16 protein-coding genes and 1 pseudogene are annotated in these 13990 nt (G+C 68.7%); 8 read left to right on the forward strand and 9 right to left on the reverse strand.

Translation table 11 applies throughout. The annotated features are described in order from the left end of the window. The first annotated feature begins 26 nt into the window (after positions 1–26). From E1298_RS33520 to E1298_RS33530, 3 genes are all read left to right on the forward strand, one after another. Positions 27–533: a GyrI-like domain-containing protein gene (locus E1298_RS33520; protein WP_131900476.1), complete on the forward strand. Its 507-nt coding sequence runs from the start codon at positions 27–29 to the stop codon at positions 531–533. A 44-nt stretch (positions 534–577) separates the two neighbouring features. Then, the gene (locus tag E1298_RS33525; RefSeq protein WP_131900478.1) at positions 578–904 is read left to right on the forward strand and encodes a hypothetical protein; all 327 of its coding nucleotides are present in this window, start codon (positions 578–580) and stop codon (positions 902–904) included. 288 nt (positions 905–1192) lie between these two features. Continuing rightward, positions 1193–1483 carry a hypothetical protein gene (locus E1298_RS33530; protein WP_131900480.1) on the forward strand — a complete coding sequence of 97 codons (291 nt, stop codon included), beginning with the start codon at positions 1193–1195 and terminating at the stop codon, positions 1481–1483. Here E1298_RS33530 and E1298_RS33535 read toward each other — a convergent pair. Further along, entirely contained in the window at positions 1470–2198 is a 729-nt protein-coding gene (locus E1298_RS33535) for an N-acetyltransferase (RefSeq protein WP_131900482.1), read from the reverse strand. The two genes, E1298_RS33530 and E1298_RS33535, sit on opposite strands and share 14 nt — an antisense overlap. 292 nt (positions 2199–2490) lie before the next feature. Between E1298_RS33535 and E1298_RS33540 the strand changes: the two genes are divergently transcribed. Further along, complete coding sequence (locus tag E1298_RS33540) at positions 2491–2982, forward strand: Lrp/AsnC family transcriptional regulator (protein WP_131900484.1); 492 nt, start codon at positions 2491–2493, stop codon at positions 2980–2982. On the opposite strand, the gene E1298_RS33545 is transcribed toward E1298_RS33540, so the two are convergent. Beyond that, on the reverse strand, positions 2954–3832 hold the full coding sequence (locus E1298_RS33545) for a helix-turn-helix domain-containing protein (protein ID WP_131900486.1): 879 nt from the start codon (positions 3830–3832) through the stop codon (positions 2954–2956). The genes E1298_RS33540 and E1298_RS33545 overlap by 29 nt on opposite strands. A 120-nt stretch (positions 3833–3952) precedes the next feature. On the opposite strand from E1298_RS33545, the gene E1298_RS33550 reads away from it, so the two are divergent. The 3 genes from E1298_RS33550 to E1298_RS33560 all read left to right on the forward strand — a co-directional run bounded on the left by E1298_RS33550 (position 3953) and on the right by E1298_RS33560 (position 7203). Beyond that, the gene (locus E1298_RS33550; protein ID WP_131900488.1) at positions 3953–4546 is read left to right on the forward strand and encodes an NADPH-dependent FMN reductase; all 594 of its coding nucleotides are present in this window, start codon (positions 3953–3955) and stop codon (positions 4544–4546) included. Between the two features lie 134 nt (positions 4547–4680). Further along, positions 4681–5208, forward strand: a complete 528-nt coding sequence (locus tag E1298_RS33555) for a DinB family protein (RefSeq protein WP_131900490.1) — start codon at positions 4681–4683, stop codon at positions 5206–5208. 642 nt (positions 5209–5850) lie between these two features. Next, a complete protein-coding gene (locus E1298_RS33560; RefSeq protein WP_207944989.1) occupies positions 5851–7203 on the forward strand; it encodes a tol-pal system YbgF family protein in 1353 nt (450 codons plus the stop codon). A gap of 89 nt (positions 7204–7292) precedes the next feature. Here E1298_RS33560 and E1298_RS51950 read toward each other — a convergent pair. Both E1298_RS51950 and E1298_RS33565 read right to left on the reverse strand, forming a co-directional pair. Beyond that, positions 7293–7543 (reverse strand): annotated as a pseudogene (locus E1298_RS51950) (IS5/IS1182 family transposase); the annotation flags it as partial. A 106-nt stretch (positions 7544–7649) separates the two neighbouring features. Continuing rightward, on the reverse strand, positions 7650–7835 hold the full coding sequence (locus E1298_RS33565) for a hypothetical protein (RefSeq protein ID WP_131900494.1): 186 nt from the start codon (positions 7833–7835) through the stop codon (positions 7650–7652). Positions 7836–7851: 16 nt separating this feature from the next. On the opposite strand from E1298_RS33565, the gene E1298_RS33570 reads away from it, so the two are divergent. Next, entirely contained in the window at positions 7852–8070 is a 219-nt protein-coding gene (locus tag E1298_RS33570) for a hypothetical protein (protein ID WP_131900496.1), read from the forward strand. Positions 8071–8310: 240 nt separating this feature from the next. On the opposite strand, the gene E1298_RS33575 is transcribed toward E1298_RS33570, so the two are convergent. The 5 genes from E1298_RS33575 to E1298_RS33595 all read right to left on the reverse strand — a co-directional run. Continuing rightward, positions 8311–8982 (reverse strand): nitroreductase family protein, encoded by a 672-nt coding sequence (locus tag E1298_RS33575; protein ID WP_131900498.1) that lies wholly within the window; start codon positions 8980–8982, stop codon positions 8311–8313. A 68-nt stretch (positions 8983–9050) separates the two neighbouring features. Then, on the reverse strand, positions 9051–9839 hold the full coding sequence (locus E1298_RS33580; protein ID WP_131900500.1) for a HisA/HisF-related TIM barrel protein: 789 nt from the start codon (positions 9837–9839) through the stop codon (positions 9051–9053). Continuing rightward, positions 9836–11143 (reverse strand): protoporphyrinogen/coproporphyrinogen oxidase, encoded by a 1308-nt coding sequence (locus tag E1298_RS33585; protein ID WP_131900502.1) that lies wholly within the window; start codon positions 11141–11143, stop codon positions 9836–9838. The genes E1298_RS33580 and E1298_RS33585 overlap by 4 nt, the downstream gene beginning before the upstream one ends. A 36-nt stretch (positions 11144–11179) precedes the next feature. Next, positions 11180–11842 carry a hypothetical protein gene (locus E1298_RS33590; RefSeq protein WP_131900504.1) on the reverse strand — a complete coding sequence of 221 codons (663 nt, stop codon included), beginning with the start codon at positions 11840–11842 and terminating at the stop codon, positions 11180–11182. Continuing rightward, a partial coding sequence (locus E1298_RS33595) for a thioester reductase domain-containing protein (protein WP_131900506.1) occupies positions 11839–13990 on the reverse strand: 2152 nt, incomplete at its 5' end. The genes E1298_RS33590 and E1298_RS33595, both read right to left, overlap by 4 nt.

Below are 13990 nucleotides of genomic sequence, written 5' to 3' on the forward strand. Positions count from 1 at the left end.
GGTGGGGGTGGCGGTCTACCTTGGTCATGACCGTGAATCCGTCGGCCGCACCGGCCATTGAGGAACGCCCTGCCGTCCCCTATGTGGGGGTGAAGAGGGACATCACGCCCACCACGTTCGCGCGGATCGCCGACCGCGTTCCGGTGATCCTGGAGTGGCTCGCGGGCCGCGGCATCGCCCCGGCCGGGGCCCCGTTCCTGAAGTACAACGTCATCGACATGGCGTCCACGCTGGAGGTCGAGGCCGGGGTGCCCCTGGCCGAGCCCGTTGAGGGGGAGGGCGAGATCTTCGCCGCGACGCTGCCCGCGGGCCGCTACGTCACCCTGACCCACCTCGGTCATCCCGACGAGCTGGTCGACGTCACCGCGGGCCTGCTCGATTGGGGGACGGGCCAGGGCCTCACCTGGGACATGACCGAGAGCGGGAACGTCCAGCGCTGGGCATGCCGCCTGGAGATCTTCAAGACGCATCCGCTGGAGGTGCCCGACCCGAACGACTGGGTGACCGACCTGGCGCTGAAGCTCGCGGACTGACCCGGGGTCGGTTCAACGATCGGGGTCTGGACGAACCGCAGGCGGTGCAGGTCGCGGTACCGGCGAACGTCGCGTACGGCAGCGCGCAGGAGAGGAGCGCGAGCAGCGCGCCCAGCCACGGCTGGACGAGGAGCGCCGCGAGGATCAGCACGTACCAGGCCAGCACGGTGCGCCGCCGCGTCCCGCGCTCCGGGGCGTGGGACGCGGCGGCCCGCCAGACGTGCTCGGGCACCACGATGGAGGCGGTGACCGGCGGCGTGTTGCCCGTCCAGCCGGTGGGACGCGCGGACGGGCGGCAGCCTCCGCAGGCCGTTCGGGCGGCGGCGCGGCCATGGGGCGTCTGCCAGCATCGTCGCGTCGGCCAGAACTAGCGCGAAGCGCGTCGCGTCCAGCACATTCACCTTCCTGTCCGCCGTCGGCGCGTTGGCCCAGCGCCGACGGTCACCGGGCCAAAAGGCTCGTGCCGAACACGGTCCGGGAGTTGTCGCCGAACCGACAACCGCCGCCGCGCGAGGCCCCTAGGATGAGCCGCCGGGAGGTGGGGGACCTTTGGGCAAGCACAACAAGCCGGCGACGCGCGCCTGTCCCGGCTGCAACGGCACCGGGACCAGCACCGCCACCGGCGAGAGCTGCAACGTCTGCCGCGGGACGGGACGGATATGAGGTTTCCCCCGGAGGGATGCTCCTACGAGGTCCGCTACACGCTGGGCCGCCGGGGCGCGGGTCTGGAGGTCTTCGCCGACGAGTACGCGCTGGGCCGCTGGTTCGCCACGATGACGGCCGAGGGCATGTTCGTCCCGGAGGACTTCTCCGTCCCGGACGAGGACGGCCGCAACGGCTACCAGATCTTCTGTGTCACCGAGGCGGGCCGCGTCGGCATCAGCTATTTCCACCCGCGACTTGTGCGCGGCCGTATCGAGGGCGCCCGCCAGCCCATCAGGAATGCCTGACCCACACGTTCGGCTCGACGTAGACGGCGTGGTCGTGCTCGGGGACGCACCGCACCGGCACGAGCGCTCCGGGGACGTCCACCTGTCCGGGGGCGTCGAAGGGCAGGCCGGTCCAGGCGCGCCACTGGGCGAGGGAGCCGGTCACCGTCATCGAGGCGGGTGCGATCGTATCGACGGTGCCGCCCGCCCGGACGTGCACGCGCAGCCAGGGGTCGGCGGGCAGACCGTCCTCTCGGACGCGGCGGGCGTACTCGTCCATCGGCGTCCGCGGCTCCAGGTGCTTGCGTGTGGGACGGATAGGCGCGACCAGCCCCCCGACGCGGGCGGCGTTCTCCCGCATAGCCTGGAGCATCGTCCCAGATAGGCCCTGCCCCTGGCAGTCGGGGCGGACGGCGATCTCGATCGCGCTGACCGTGTCCGGCGCTGTGTGCTCGCGGTGGTCTGCGAAGGCCCAGACGAGCGCCTGGTCCCAGCCGGTGCCGGGCAGCGCGCCACGTCCGGGCACGTCCAGCGCGAAGGGGACGCTGTGCGCGCGCGCCACGACCTCGTCCGCCTCGTTCGTGGCGACGAGGGTGAACGCGGGGAACGTCCTGGCGAGTGCCCCGAAGTACGCCTGCGCCACAAGGTCGCGCGTGACGAACTCCGGCCACGCGTCCGGCATGCTCCACACCGCGCCGGCCAGCTCGGGCCGCTCCGCCAAGGTCGTAATCACCATGCGGCGCAAACTACAGGGAGGACCTGAGCAGGCCGGCCGCCTCCCCTTCCAGCGTTGTTGATGGGTGCTTGGCCTGCGAGTGCGGTGCGGCAGCGGCGCTCGCCATGGACATCGAGGCGGTCGCCCGAGTCCAGGGCCGCCATCGGACGGGTCCGCGCCGGCGCCCGCGCGTCCACTGCGGTTCCAGGACTTGACGCTAGAAAGGCAGATGATTCGGGAGAATGGGCAATACCTGGCGTCGCCGCCGCAGCGCCTCTAGGTTGCAAGGAGATTTCGACGGGAGACCTTGCGAATGGACAGAGGGCTGGACCAGACCGATTGGCGCATCATCGCCGAGTTGCAGCGCGATGGGCGCCTGTCGTTCAACCGTCTCGCCACCCGCGTCAACCTCTCCTCCCCCGCCGTCGCCGAGCGCGTCCGGCGCCTGGAGGAGGCCGGGGTGATCACCGGCTACCAGGCGCGGATCGACCCGGCGCGGGTCGGGCAGCCGCTGACCGCGTTCGTCCAGATGCGCTGCGCCCTCGGCCGCTGCCTGCTGAAGACCACCGCCGCCGAGGAGCTCCCCGAGGTCACCGAGATCCACAAGCTCAGCGGCAGCTGGTGCTCGATGCTGAAGGTCCGGGTCGTCTCGATGCCGCACCTGGAGGGGCTGCTCGAACGGCTCGGCGAGCACGGCGAGATGAACTCCCACATCGTCCTGTCGACCGCCTACGAGGGACGCCCCGTCGAGCCGCCGGCCCCGGGCACCCGCACGGTCACCGCGTCCGAGGGCTGGACGCGCTGAGGTCCGGCGCCACACGCAACCCGCCCGACCGCAACCCGCCCGGTCGCAGCGCGTCCAGGCCCGCCGACGCGGCGTCGTCGGCGGGCAGGTAGGCGATCAGGCGCTGGTCGTCGGAGATCGGCAGCCCCAGGGTCTCGAAGGCCAGCCGCAGTTCCCCCACCTCGGGGTGGACGAACCGCTCGACGCCCGCGCTCCTCGGCAGCCGCGCCCCCGCCTTCGCGCGCTCGGCGAACGGGGCGCCCGCGGTCACCACCAGCTCGTCCACGAGATGCGCCAGGTGCGGGTCGCCCTCGGCCGAACCCGCCCGCAGGCCCGCCGCGCGCTCGTCCGCGACGCGCTCCCAGTCCGGGTAGGCGGCCTTGGCCCGCGCGTCCGTGAACGTGAACCGCACGAGGTTCGGCGGACGTCCGTCGAGGAGCCCGGCGGGTCCGGCGAGCCGCTCGTAGCCGTCCGTCCAGGCGAGGACGTCGAACAGCCGGTTGACCAGGATCGCGGGCGTCGGCTCCAGCCGTCCCAGCAGGGTCAGCACGGTCGGCCGCACGGACTCGGCGGGCGGTGCGCCGCACAGCGTCCCGTCGCCCGCCTTGGACATGATGCGCAGGTGCAGCCGCTCCTCGACGGGCAGCCGCAGCGCGTCGGCGAGTGCGCCCAGCACCGCCGGCGACGGACGCCGGTCGCGTCCCTGCTCCAGCCGCGTCAGGTACTCGACGCTGACCCCGGCGAGCGTGGCGAGCTCCGACCGGCGCAGCCCCGGCGTCCGGCGGCGCCGCCCCTCGGGCAGCCCGACCTCCGCCGGCGTGACGGTCTCGCGGCATCGGCGCAGGAACGCCCCCAGCTCGTTGTCGCTCACGTCCCGAATGTACCGGCCCCCGGCGCCCGGATCGTGGCCCTCCGAGGGCCCGTCTAAGCGCGGCCTCCCTGTCCGGCGGCCGTCCTGCCAGGTTGGAGACGCCTACCGAAGGAGAACACCATGGCGCTCAACCTCGTCGTCATCATCGGCAGCGTCCGCGAGGGCCGCTACGGCCCGCGCATCGCGGACTGGTTCACCGGCCACGCCCGCCGGCACGGCGCGTTCGACGTGGACCTCATCGACCCCGCCGGCGTCGACCTGCCTGCCGCGCTCCCCGCAGACCCGCAGGACCTCCTCGCCACCGACCGCCGCCCGCCCGCGCTCGCCGCCCTCGCCCGCACGCTCCGCGACGCGGACGCGTTCGTCGTCGTGACCCCCGAGTACAACCACAGCTATCCGGCGCCGCTCAAGCACCTGATCGACTGGCACTGCACCGAATGGCAGGCCAAGCCCGTCGGCTTCGTCTCCTACGGCGGCATGGGCGGCGGCCTGCGCGCCGTCGAGCACCTCCGCCAGGTGTTCATCGAGCTGCACGCCGCCCCCGTCCGCGACCTGATCAGCTTCGACGGCCACTGGACGCGCTTCGGCGCCGACGGAACCCTCACCGACCCCGAAGGCCCCGACACCGCCGCCAAGACCCTCCTCGACCAGCTCGACTGGTGGGCCACCGCCCTCCACGACGCCCGCTGCACAACCCCCTACACCCCGTCCTGACCCTCCGGGACTAGGGCGTTCGGCCGCCCATTTCGAATGGCGTCACGTAGGCGTCGACCGCTGGGATCTGCGAGTGGACGGCTCCGCGCGGATATCGCGTTCCTTTTCCGTCGAGTACGGGGCATGATGTGGCAATGGCATGGACCGCGCCTCAGATCACTCGTGATCTCAAGCCACTCACCACGCCCACGGGCGACGAGCGCACACTCATGGACGGGTGGCTCGACGTCCAGCGGGAGATCCTGCTGTGGAAGTGCGGCGGGCTCACGGCCGAACAACTCGCGCTCCAACCCATAGAACCGTCGAACCTTTCCCTGCTCGGCCTCGTCCGGCACCTGGCGGAGGTCGAAAGGGACTGGTTCCGCACGAGATTCGCCGGCGAACAGGTCGGCTACCTTTATTGCACCGACGACGACCTCACCGCGGAGTTCGACCTGGAGACCGCCGACGCGGAAAGGGACCTCGCCGTCTACCGGCGCGAGGTCGAACTGTGCCGCCAGGTGACGTCCCGCCATTCGCTCGACACGACGTACATGGACCCGAACCGCAAGGTCGAGATGAGCCTCCGGTGGGTCTACACCGCGATGCTCCAGGAGTACGCGCGCCACAACGGCCACGCCGACCTCCTCCGCGAACGCATCGACGGCGCCACGGGACATTAGTCTGCGGGACGAGGCGGCTCGCGCCGGCCACTGAGCTGGAAGGTCGGAGAGTTCCACCCATTCAACCCACCGGTCGGCCACCACCGCGTCCCGCAGTGAGAGCGGGGCAGGCCCGATCACCAAGTCCGCCAACACCACCTGCGCCATGTGCAGCACTGCCCCACGCTTGTCTCGGCTCTTCCTGGCGTTCGGGGCGTCAACCCAGCGCTCAGCGCATCACAGCCAAGCGCGGCGCGAACAGCCAAGCACAGCGCGCCCGGCGCTGGACAGGCATGCGTGGCGCTGGAGAGACAGTCCCGGCGCTGAAGAGACAGGCCCAGTGCTGGACGGGCCCGCGTGGCGTGCGCGACGCCCTGCAGATCGAGTGGGTGACGCCTTGCAGGTCGGTCGGACGGCGGGCAGCGCGCTTGGCGGCGCACGGCGTGGGTTGGGCTCGATGGGAGGACGGCCCCATCGGCCGATATGCGCGCATCGCCGGAATGCCGGTATGCGGCCTCTAGCGATTCCGGGGACCCGTCCCGGGATCGGCGACGAACACTTGGGTGATGGTCCGTGTTCGCTCCGCAAGAGGAAGAGACCACGATGGATCACCCCACGTACGCCGCGCCGAGGCCCGTGTCCCCGGCCGGGCCCCACGACCGGTTGGCCGTCGCGCTCGCCAACGCCTCCTTCCTGGGTGTCGGCTACCTGATGCTGCGACGGCGCAAGCTCGCCGTCGCCACCGGCCTGGTCACCCTCGTGCTCGTCACGCTTCTCGCCTCGGTCGCCCAATCGGTGTGGTTCGAGGTCGTTGTGCTCCTGTGGTGGGCGGCTCTCATCGCGCATGGGTGGCTTCTGGCGGGTGAGCGTGTTCCTCAAGCCGCGATGCGCAGGCAACGCCTGATCGCACTCAGCGTCACGGTTCCGGTGCTGCTGGTCGTGGGACTCCTGCGATTCGACGCCTCCAGGATCGAGGGGTCGGTCACCGAGGCCCGCCAAAAGGGTGACTGCCCGCGGGTGTCGAAAGCTCAGGACGAGGTCTGGCTCGGTCATCGCGTGGTCGCCGCCCCGCCGACCGCCCACGGCGACCAGACCGTCCGGGCGTGCAAGCGGCTGCGGACGGCCGACAGCAGTCTCACCACCGGGCTGACCGGTGACGCCGCTGCGCTGAAGGCGGGCTTCGACACTCTCGCCTCGGTCCTCGCCGAACCAGGCCACAAGAGGATGGTCGAGGTGACCTTGAACAGGTTCTTGGGCGGCCTTCCTGGCAAGAATCCTTGCCACACCGCCGCGGTCACGGATTGGCTTCGCCAACGGCCGGCGAGCCACAACGCACTGGACCGATCCGCCGACGTGGCTGCGCGAACCGCGCCCGCGGCCCTCGTCGGATGCGGTGACGAGCTCATGGCCACCGAGCAGCAGGAAGGGGCACGGACGCGCTATCAGCAGTTACTCGACCAGTATCCCAGCGACGGACTCGCGGCAAAGGCCCGCACAGGAGTCAGGGAAGCCACGCTGGCCATCGAGCTGGCGAACGTCCGCAGCCTTCTTGAGGACTCGGACGGCACGCAACCCGAGTACTGCTCCAGCCCCGCGAAGTACAGCGGTGCCGCCCCTTACGGCAAGGGAACCAATCGCGCTCTCTTCTACGGCAACGACAAGTACACGAACAAGCTCCCCGCCAGGTGGCGGACCACCGACCCCGCCAAAGCCGTGCTGGTGGTCTGTGCGGACGACCGGGAGTACGGAGCCCGCGTCCAGACCTGCCTGTACACGAACAAGTATGTCCGTTCTCCTAAACCCGTGACCTTCCGCAAGATCGCGATTCCCGTGAAGGTCTACGAGCTGCGGACCGGCAAGCGCGTGGTCGACACCAAGGTGCAGATCGACGGCACGAGCTGCCCCAGCGTCCTGCATTACACCGCTTACGTCGACAGAACCCCGCCATCGAAGGTCTACGTCACCGCGTCCGACGCCGACGTGCGTGCCGCCTTCAGCTCACTGATCATCCGATGACCACCCGCCTTGGCCCACCAAGCCGACCCACACCAGACTGGCTGAGCCGCCACACCACACTGCCGCACCGCACCGAACTTCCCCTCGTAGGCCAGGCCGCGCCACTGCTTGAACATGTTGATGCAGCGTCCGACGGTGTTGCCTTGCTTGTAGAGCTCGGCGTCGTGGCTGACCGGACGGCCACCGGAACGTCCCTTCCTCTTGCGGTTGGCGACCTCGTCGGCTTTTCTGGAATCACCGCCTTGGTGTGACGTCGCCGCAGGTAGGAGCGGTTAGCGCGAGAGGAAAAGGCATTGTCGCCAGCAGTGGCTCCAGGCCAGGTGCGGGGACGACCGACCGGCCCCAGAGCAGCGGCCTTCAGCCGGACCTTGCGACGCAAGGCGTATCCGGCGCCGTCGCTCCTGCTCGCGGTCGACCGATCCTCTGGCCGGTTGCGGCCTGCTGGTTCACAGGCCCGGTTTGCCCCTCTGGTGTAGCCCCTTTTCCTCGGTCGCGACCTGCTCCAACTCCTCCAGCCGTTGGGGCACCATCACCATCCCGGCGGCATGGTGATGCGCGCGAGACAGCATGAAGTCCACACTGACCAGGCCCAGGTCGACCTCGTTACGGGCCACCGCCTCACTGATCGCCACGTTCTCAGAGGCGCCCGTGGCCCTTGAGGCGGCGGTAGGACGTGCCGATCGCTCCCGCGCGACCTCGAACGCCGGGGACGTCGTTCTCGGCGAGGCGTTCATCATGGAGGACAATAGGGTCGTCACTGTCGAGTTGATCAGCGGCTATCTGCGTCTGACCATGCCAGAGGAGATCCGCATGTACGGCGAAGCCTGGGACCGGCTGCTGTGGTGGGCTGAGGCCGCGAGCTTCTGATCGGTTTCTTAATCGGTTTGTCAACGCCGACGGATCATGCGGCTTGTTGGGCTGGCGAGGTGAGTTACTAACAGCGCTGGTCGCGCGTTAGGACCCAGAGGACGTTGACGCGAAGTCTGGTGAGCGCCTGAACTGCCTGAGGGCGCCATTTACCTTCACCGCGTTTTCGATCCTAGAGACGCCGAGGCTCTTCGTTGCAGCGCACACTGATCACTGCTGACATGTAGAAATCTGGTAAAACTACGGAACCTCGACGTCTGCGATGAAGGTAATAATCTCTTCGACCGGGAGGCGGTATGCGGGTTTGAAATCGGTGCCTTTGGTGTAGGCCACGGGTATCAGGGCCACTTGCTGAACCGTGTCGTACGGAATATTGAGGATTGCGGCGGCTTCTTTCTCATGGCGCAGGTGCAGTGTCGTCCAGGTGGTCCCCAGGCCGCGCGATCGGGCAGCGAGGCAGAAGCTCCATGCGGCCGGGACGGCGGATCCCCACAGTACGGCCTGGGCTTCGCGGGATCGCTCGTCGCCGGGGTCGACCTGCTGGCAGGGGATCACCAGGACTGGCACACGGTGCAGGTTCTCGCACAGATGGTCTGTGGAGGTCTCGATCCGTTGTTGAGCATCGTCCCAGGCGGTGTCTCCGGTGAGGAGATTGCCGGCGCGAAAGTCGCCTTTTGCGTAGTCAGCATAAGATCGGCGGTACAGTTCGGCAAGTCGCGCGCGGATATGCGGTTCTTGAACGATGAGGAATCGGGTGCGTTGGGCGTTGCAGGAGTTTGGCGCCTGGATCGCGAGTTGAATGCACTCCACTAGCAGTTCACGGGGAACGGGTCGATCGAGGTCGAGTCGCTTTCGAACCGACCGGGTCGTTGACAGGAGTTCATCGACGGTGAGAGCGAGTTCGGTGGTCATTTCGTTCCCTGATCAGGCAGTGGGTTCGGTTCGTTTGATCCAGGTGGACTGGACTCTGGGGCTCGGTGTCAGGCGGAGCGCACGTCTTCTCCTATCCGGGCGCAGGCGGTGATGGCCTCTCCGACGCTGTAATGGCCGCGGTGGAAGATGGTGTGGGCCAGGGCGTAGCTGGCTGCGGTCCGGGACAGGACCTCGACCATGTCCTCGGGGGAGCCGCAACCGCCGGAGGCGATGACCGGGACACAGGCCCTTTGCGTAACCGCGTCGGTAAGGGGCAGGTCGTAGCCGCCGGTGGTGTCGCCTTCGCGTGCCAGGCTGTTGGGCAGGACAGCGCCGACTCCCAGATCGCAGACTCGGCGAGTCCAGGTCAGGAGGTCGATGCCGGTCGGGGTCTTGCCGCCGCGGATGTAGACCTCCCAGCGGTCGGCGTTGCGGAGGGTGTTGGCCACCGCGAGGATGCGTTCTCCGCCGTGTCTGGACACGGCTCGTGCCACCAGTTCGGGGGCCTGGACGGTGGTGGTGCTGAGGGAGACGGCGGCGGCGCCGGCTTCGAGCAGGGCGTCGATGTCGTGGTCGTCGCGTGCGGACCCGTTGGCGACCGAGACCAGGAGTGATCCGCCTCCCGTGCTGAGCCGGTGCACAAGCGGCAAGATCGTGGCGCTGTCCTCCCAGCTGTTCTGAATGTCCAGGAAAATCTTGTCGGCGCCCTCATCTCGGTACAAGTCGAGGATCTGGATCGGGTCGTTGCTGGTGTTGCCCTGGGGGCAGGTGGCGGCGGTCGAGGCTTTGCTGTGGTCGATGTCCAGGCAGGGGATGACGGGCGGGTGGTCATCGTTCGACCAGGTGATCGGGTTCATGGGCTTCCTTCGGTGACGGGCGTCTGAGCGACGGCGGTCCGATCGGGTTCGGGCGGGGTGTCGGTGAGGAGGGCGTGCAGGCGTCGGGTACTCGGGGCGAGGACCCGGGCGATGTCGGCAGCGCTGCGGACGGCTGTCTCCTGGCAGTCCAGGTCGCTGACGTAGTGGCCAGCGAACCACAGGCCGTCTCGTCCTTGGTGCTTGGCCAGGGCGCGATGGCCCCGGACAGCGCTGGCGTCGGGGAGCATCTGGGTGAAGTGCGCGATGGCCAGGAGTCGCTCGGGCAGGTAGGTGCGGTGAGTGAGTTGGCTTTTGAACAAGTCGGCACCGTTGATGGGGCGGTACCAGGCGCTGGATGTGGCGAAGTCGCCGTTCACGATGAGGTTGGAGGTGGACCAGTGGCTGCGGGTGGCGGGCATGTAGCAGGGGTCTTGGTGGACTCCGGTGGTGCACGGCAAGTATCGGTAGTGCGCCAGTGCTCGGTTCAGTTCCGCCGTGCCGGCCAGTTGGCGTGTCAGTGGCAGTCCTGCTGGCGGAGGGACCGCCATCACTACGTGGTCGGCGTGGTAGGTTTCGCCGCCGTCAATGGTCAGCGCGTAAGCGTCGCTCCGCTTGGCGATCGTGACGACTCGGGCGGCGACTCGGAGGCGGGCGTGCTGCAGGTCTGCGGCCAGCGACTGGATGAGTGTGTGGAGTCCGCCGTCGAGGTTCTGCCAGGTCGGGGCCTGCCCCGCCGGCGGAGCCGGGCTGCGGGTGAAGATGGCGGTGGCCGCTCTGGCGGATACTTCTTGGACCTGCTGCATGCTGCAGCCGTACAGGGCTGCGGGCTGGGCGTACAGGACGGTGCGTTTGAGTCGGGGCTCGATTGGCAGAGGCTCGACCAGGTCAGCGTAGGGGGTCTCCCAAGAGACGTCGTCGGCCTCCCAGGCCATTGCACGTTGGACGAGCGCGCCCACCGCCTCCCAGGCTGCCCCCAGGATCGCGGCGCGGCCCGCATGGGGGGTGACCAGGATCGGTCGCGGGGTGCCGGTGGTGCTGATCGTCTGGGTCATGGCGACGTCGATCAGCCGCTCGTTCAGGTCCAGCAGGTCCAGCAGGCGAGCGTGCAGGGGGAAGATCTCGGTGGAGAAGTCCTGGGCGCCCAGGTCGACCGAGCGGAAGGCGCTCCGGTGCCGGACGGAGACGGAGGCCACATGTCCGCCCAGGCGTTCGCGAGCTTCCAGCAGAGTGACGTCGTGGGTCGATTCCAACAGCCAGGCGGCGGTCAGCCCGGCCAGTCCTCCGCCGATGATGGCGATGCGCATGGCATGAACTCCCTAGGGCCCAACGGGCGCGCCCGGTCACCGAGCGGCGATCGATTCCCACAGCAGGCCGAGCTGCTGCTCCATCAGGCGCGCCGCGGCCAGCGCCGAGTCTGGGTCGTCGCCGCGTTTCAGTGCGTCCTGGAGTACTTCCCGGGTGCTGGTGTAGAAGGCGCTGGCGTCGCCGGGCCGGAAGTAGTCCACGACGTCGGCCGGCAGGTCGATGCCGTGCCGGTCGGCGCTTTCGGTGAGGGCGGCGCCTCCTTCGAAGTAGGAGTCCATGTCGGCTAGCAGTGCCATGCCTACCTCGGCCTGTGTCCCGTGCAGGCCGAGCCAGGACACGTACCCGTTGAAGCCCTGCTCAGCCGGGGGGCCGAACCGTCTGGTCGTCTCTTCAAGGCTCATGCCCAGGCTGTCGGCGCACCGGTGCAGCTTCGGGCCGGCTTGGACGACCAGGTCGATGAAGGAGGTGAACAGGGTCACGGCGGGGCGGTGGGGGAATCGATTGAGCAGCAGGGCGTAGGCGGCCAGTTCGGCGCGATGAGTCTGCAGTTCGGCGGCGACCAGGCGGCGGACGTGTTCGAGCTTGAGCGCGTCGGAGGCGGCCAGTTCGGCGAAGGCGTTGCGGACCGGGTGATCGGCCTGTGCCTGACGCCAACGATCTATCAGTTGTCCGACGGGCTGGACATCAGTGGTGGTCATGGTCGTTCACTCCGTGAGGTCGACAGGACGGACCGGCGCGCAAGTGCGAGTTGCGCGGGGGCGATGACATGCCCGGCCTCCATGGACCGGATGTAGGCGTCCAGCAGAGGCTGGTCGGCGAATGGGCAGGTGAGACCGCTGCGCCGCAGGGCGTGGTCGATGCGGGCCGTGGGGAGCGGCAGCGTTCCGGGCGGCTGTCCGAGCACCATGCGGGTGCGAGAGGGGCCGGGAGAGTCGTCCTGGTGGACCAGCAGCGGCAGGAACGGCACGGTCGGATGGGCGGGATTGTGGCGAGCCAGGTGCTCCAGCGCCTGATTCCATCGATGCGCGGGAACCTGGCGGATTCGATGTCCATGAGCGCGAAGGCGGTCGACCATGGTCGCCAGTCGGGCGGGCCGGGGATTGGCCAGGTGATACACCCCGCCGCCAGCGGGAGCGGCGATGCGGCCCTCGCCGTCGGTGCCGATGGTGCCGGCGGTGATGGTACTGAGATGGACGATGGCACGCGCGACGTAGTCGACGGGGACCATGTTTAGCTGCACGTCCAGATCAGGGGCCAGTTGCAGATCGGTGATCGCGGTGAACAGGGCGCAGAAAGCCGACGGCGTGTTCCAAACGCCGGTGTGCGTACTGGCGGTGATCTCCGCAGGCCGGTGGACGGTCAGCCGCAGCCCCGCGCGGACGCCCCGGTGCAACAGCTTCTCAGCGACCCACTTGCTCTGGGCGTAGCCAGTCTGGAGGCGCCCGCCGTGCGGCAGCGCGGTCTCCTCGCTGATTGGCGCGTCGTCGGTATCCGCGGCGCCGATCACCCCCAGGGTGGCAACGTGGTGCATCGGAATGTCGCGAGCGACGGCCAACTCCGCCAGAACCCGGGTTCCCCCAACGTTGATCCGGCACAGCTGTCGATAGGGCAGGGCCAGACTCACCCGGGCACCGCAGTGCACGATCAGATCGCTGCGTTCGCCGAGGTCGGCGAACATCGATGCTGGCAGTCCCAAGCGCGGCTGAGCCAGATCGCCGAGGACCGTGACCACGCGGGTATGATCAATTGGTTCCAGATGGTAGCGAGCCAGGGCTCGGTCGATCCTGTCCCTGGCGGCCTGGTCGTCATCGGCTCGGACCAATGCGCACACCGTCACCGAAGTGCGGTCCAGCAGTTCCCGCAGCAGATGCGCTCCCAGAAAGCCGGTGGCCCCAGTCAGAAGCACCGTGCCGATCCGCCTGCCGGTCGGTTTCGACCGGGACGTACCGGCAGTCGACTCGACTGTCCCGCGCGGGTAGTGGACGGCTGGTGCGACCGCAGTCTCCGGCCAACGTGCATCGGCCTGCCATGACTCTCTCTCCTCCGATGGATTCGTATCCGCTCGGCCGGCATCAACCGCTTCGAGGCCACCTGCGTCGGCGGCGTGCTCGACGGCCGTTGTGAACGCCCGAAGGGTCGGGTCAGCCAACAGCTTCTTGATCAGCTGCTGATGGCAACGGACAGACAGCTCCAGCTCCGCGATGACTTCGGCGACCATCCGGGAGGCCAGCAGCGAGGTGCCTCCGGCGTCGAAGAACTCCTCGGCGTTGGCGGCCGGTGTTCGCAGCGTCGTCGTCCATGCCCGGGCCACCGTCTCCCGGACCGAGCGTTCCTGCTCCGGGTCGGTGACGCGAGCCGGAGCGGACCCGTGCGCGGCCAGGCGACCGAGTTCCGCACGGTCGATCTTGCCGATGGAACCGATCGGGAAACGCTCCAGCGACCTGATCACCTCGGGAATCATGTACGCGGGGAGCAACTGCGCCAGTTCCCGGCGCACCTCCTGCTCATGCGTGCGGGCTCCTGCCCTGTAGATGACGAAGGCGACGAGGCGAGTGCTCAGATCATCGCGTTGGGCGACCACGGCCGCCTCGGCGACATCACGACAGCGGGTGAGCGCCCGCTCCACCTCGGGGATCTCGACGCGGAACCCCCGCACTTTCACTTGATCGTCGACACGCCCACAAAACTGAAGCGGTCCGCCGGGCAACCGCCGTACCAGATCACCCGTCCGGTAGAGTCGGACCTCTTCGGCTTCGATCTTCAACCGGACGAACCGTTTCGCGGTCTCTTGCGGATTGTTCAAGTATCCGGCGGCCACACCCCCTCCCCCCAGATACAGTTCCCCC

The organism is Actinomadura rubrisoli (assembly GCF_004349215.1).
Lineage (GTDB): Bacteria > Actinomycetota > Actinomycetes > Streptosporangiales > Streptosporangiaceae > Spirillospora > Spirillospora rubrisoli.

What these genes read in the sequence shown, in the direction of transcription:
- E1298_RS33520 (WP_131900476.1), top strand. Translation starts at nt 27, where the DNA reads ATGACCGTGAATCCGTCGGCCGCACCGGCCATTGAGGAACGCCCTGCC.
- E1298_RS33530 (WP_131900480.1), top strand. Translation starts at nt 1,193, where the DNA reads ATGAGGTTTCCCCCGGAGGGATGCTCCTACGAGGTCCGCTACACGCTG.
- E1298_RS33535 (WP_131900482.1), bottom strand. Translation starts at nt 2,198, where the DNA reads ATGGTGATTACGACCTTGGCGGAGCGGCCCGAGCTGGCCGGCGCGGTG.
- E1298_RS33540 (WP_131900484.1), top strand. Translation starts at nt 2,491, where the DNA reads ATGGACAGAGGGCTGGACCAGACCGATTGGCGCATCATCGCCGAGTTG.
- E1298_RS33550 (WP_131900488.1), top strand. Translation starts at nt 3,953, where the DNA reads ATGGCGCTCAACCTCGTCGTCATCATCGGCAGCGTCCGCGAGGGCCGC.
- E1298_RS33555 (WP_131900490.1), top strand. Translation starts at nt 4,681, where the DNA reads ATGGCATGGACCGCGCCTCAGATCACTCGTGATCTCAAGCCACTCACC.
- E1298_RS33575 (WP_131900498.1), bottom strand. Translation starts at nt 8,982, where the DNA reads ATGACCACCGAACTCGCTCTCACCGTCGATGAACTCCTGTCAACGACC.
- E1298_RS33580 (WP_131900500.1), bottom strand. Translation starts at nt 9,839, where the DNA reads ATGAACCCGATCACCTGGTCGAACGATGACCACCCGCCCGTCATCCCC.
- E1298_RS33585 (WP_131900502.1), bottom strand. Translation starts at nt 11,143, where the DNA reads ATGCGCATCGCCATCATCGGCGGAGGACTGGCCGGGCTGACCGCCGCC.
- E1298_RS33590 (WP_131900504.1), bottom strand. Translation starts at nt 11,842, where the DNA reads ATGACCACCACTGATGTCCAGCCCGTCGGACAACTGATAGATCGTTGG.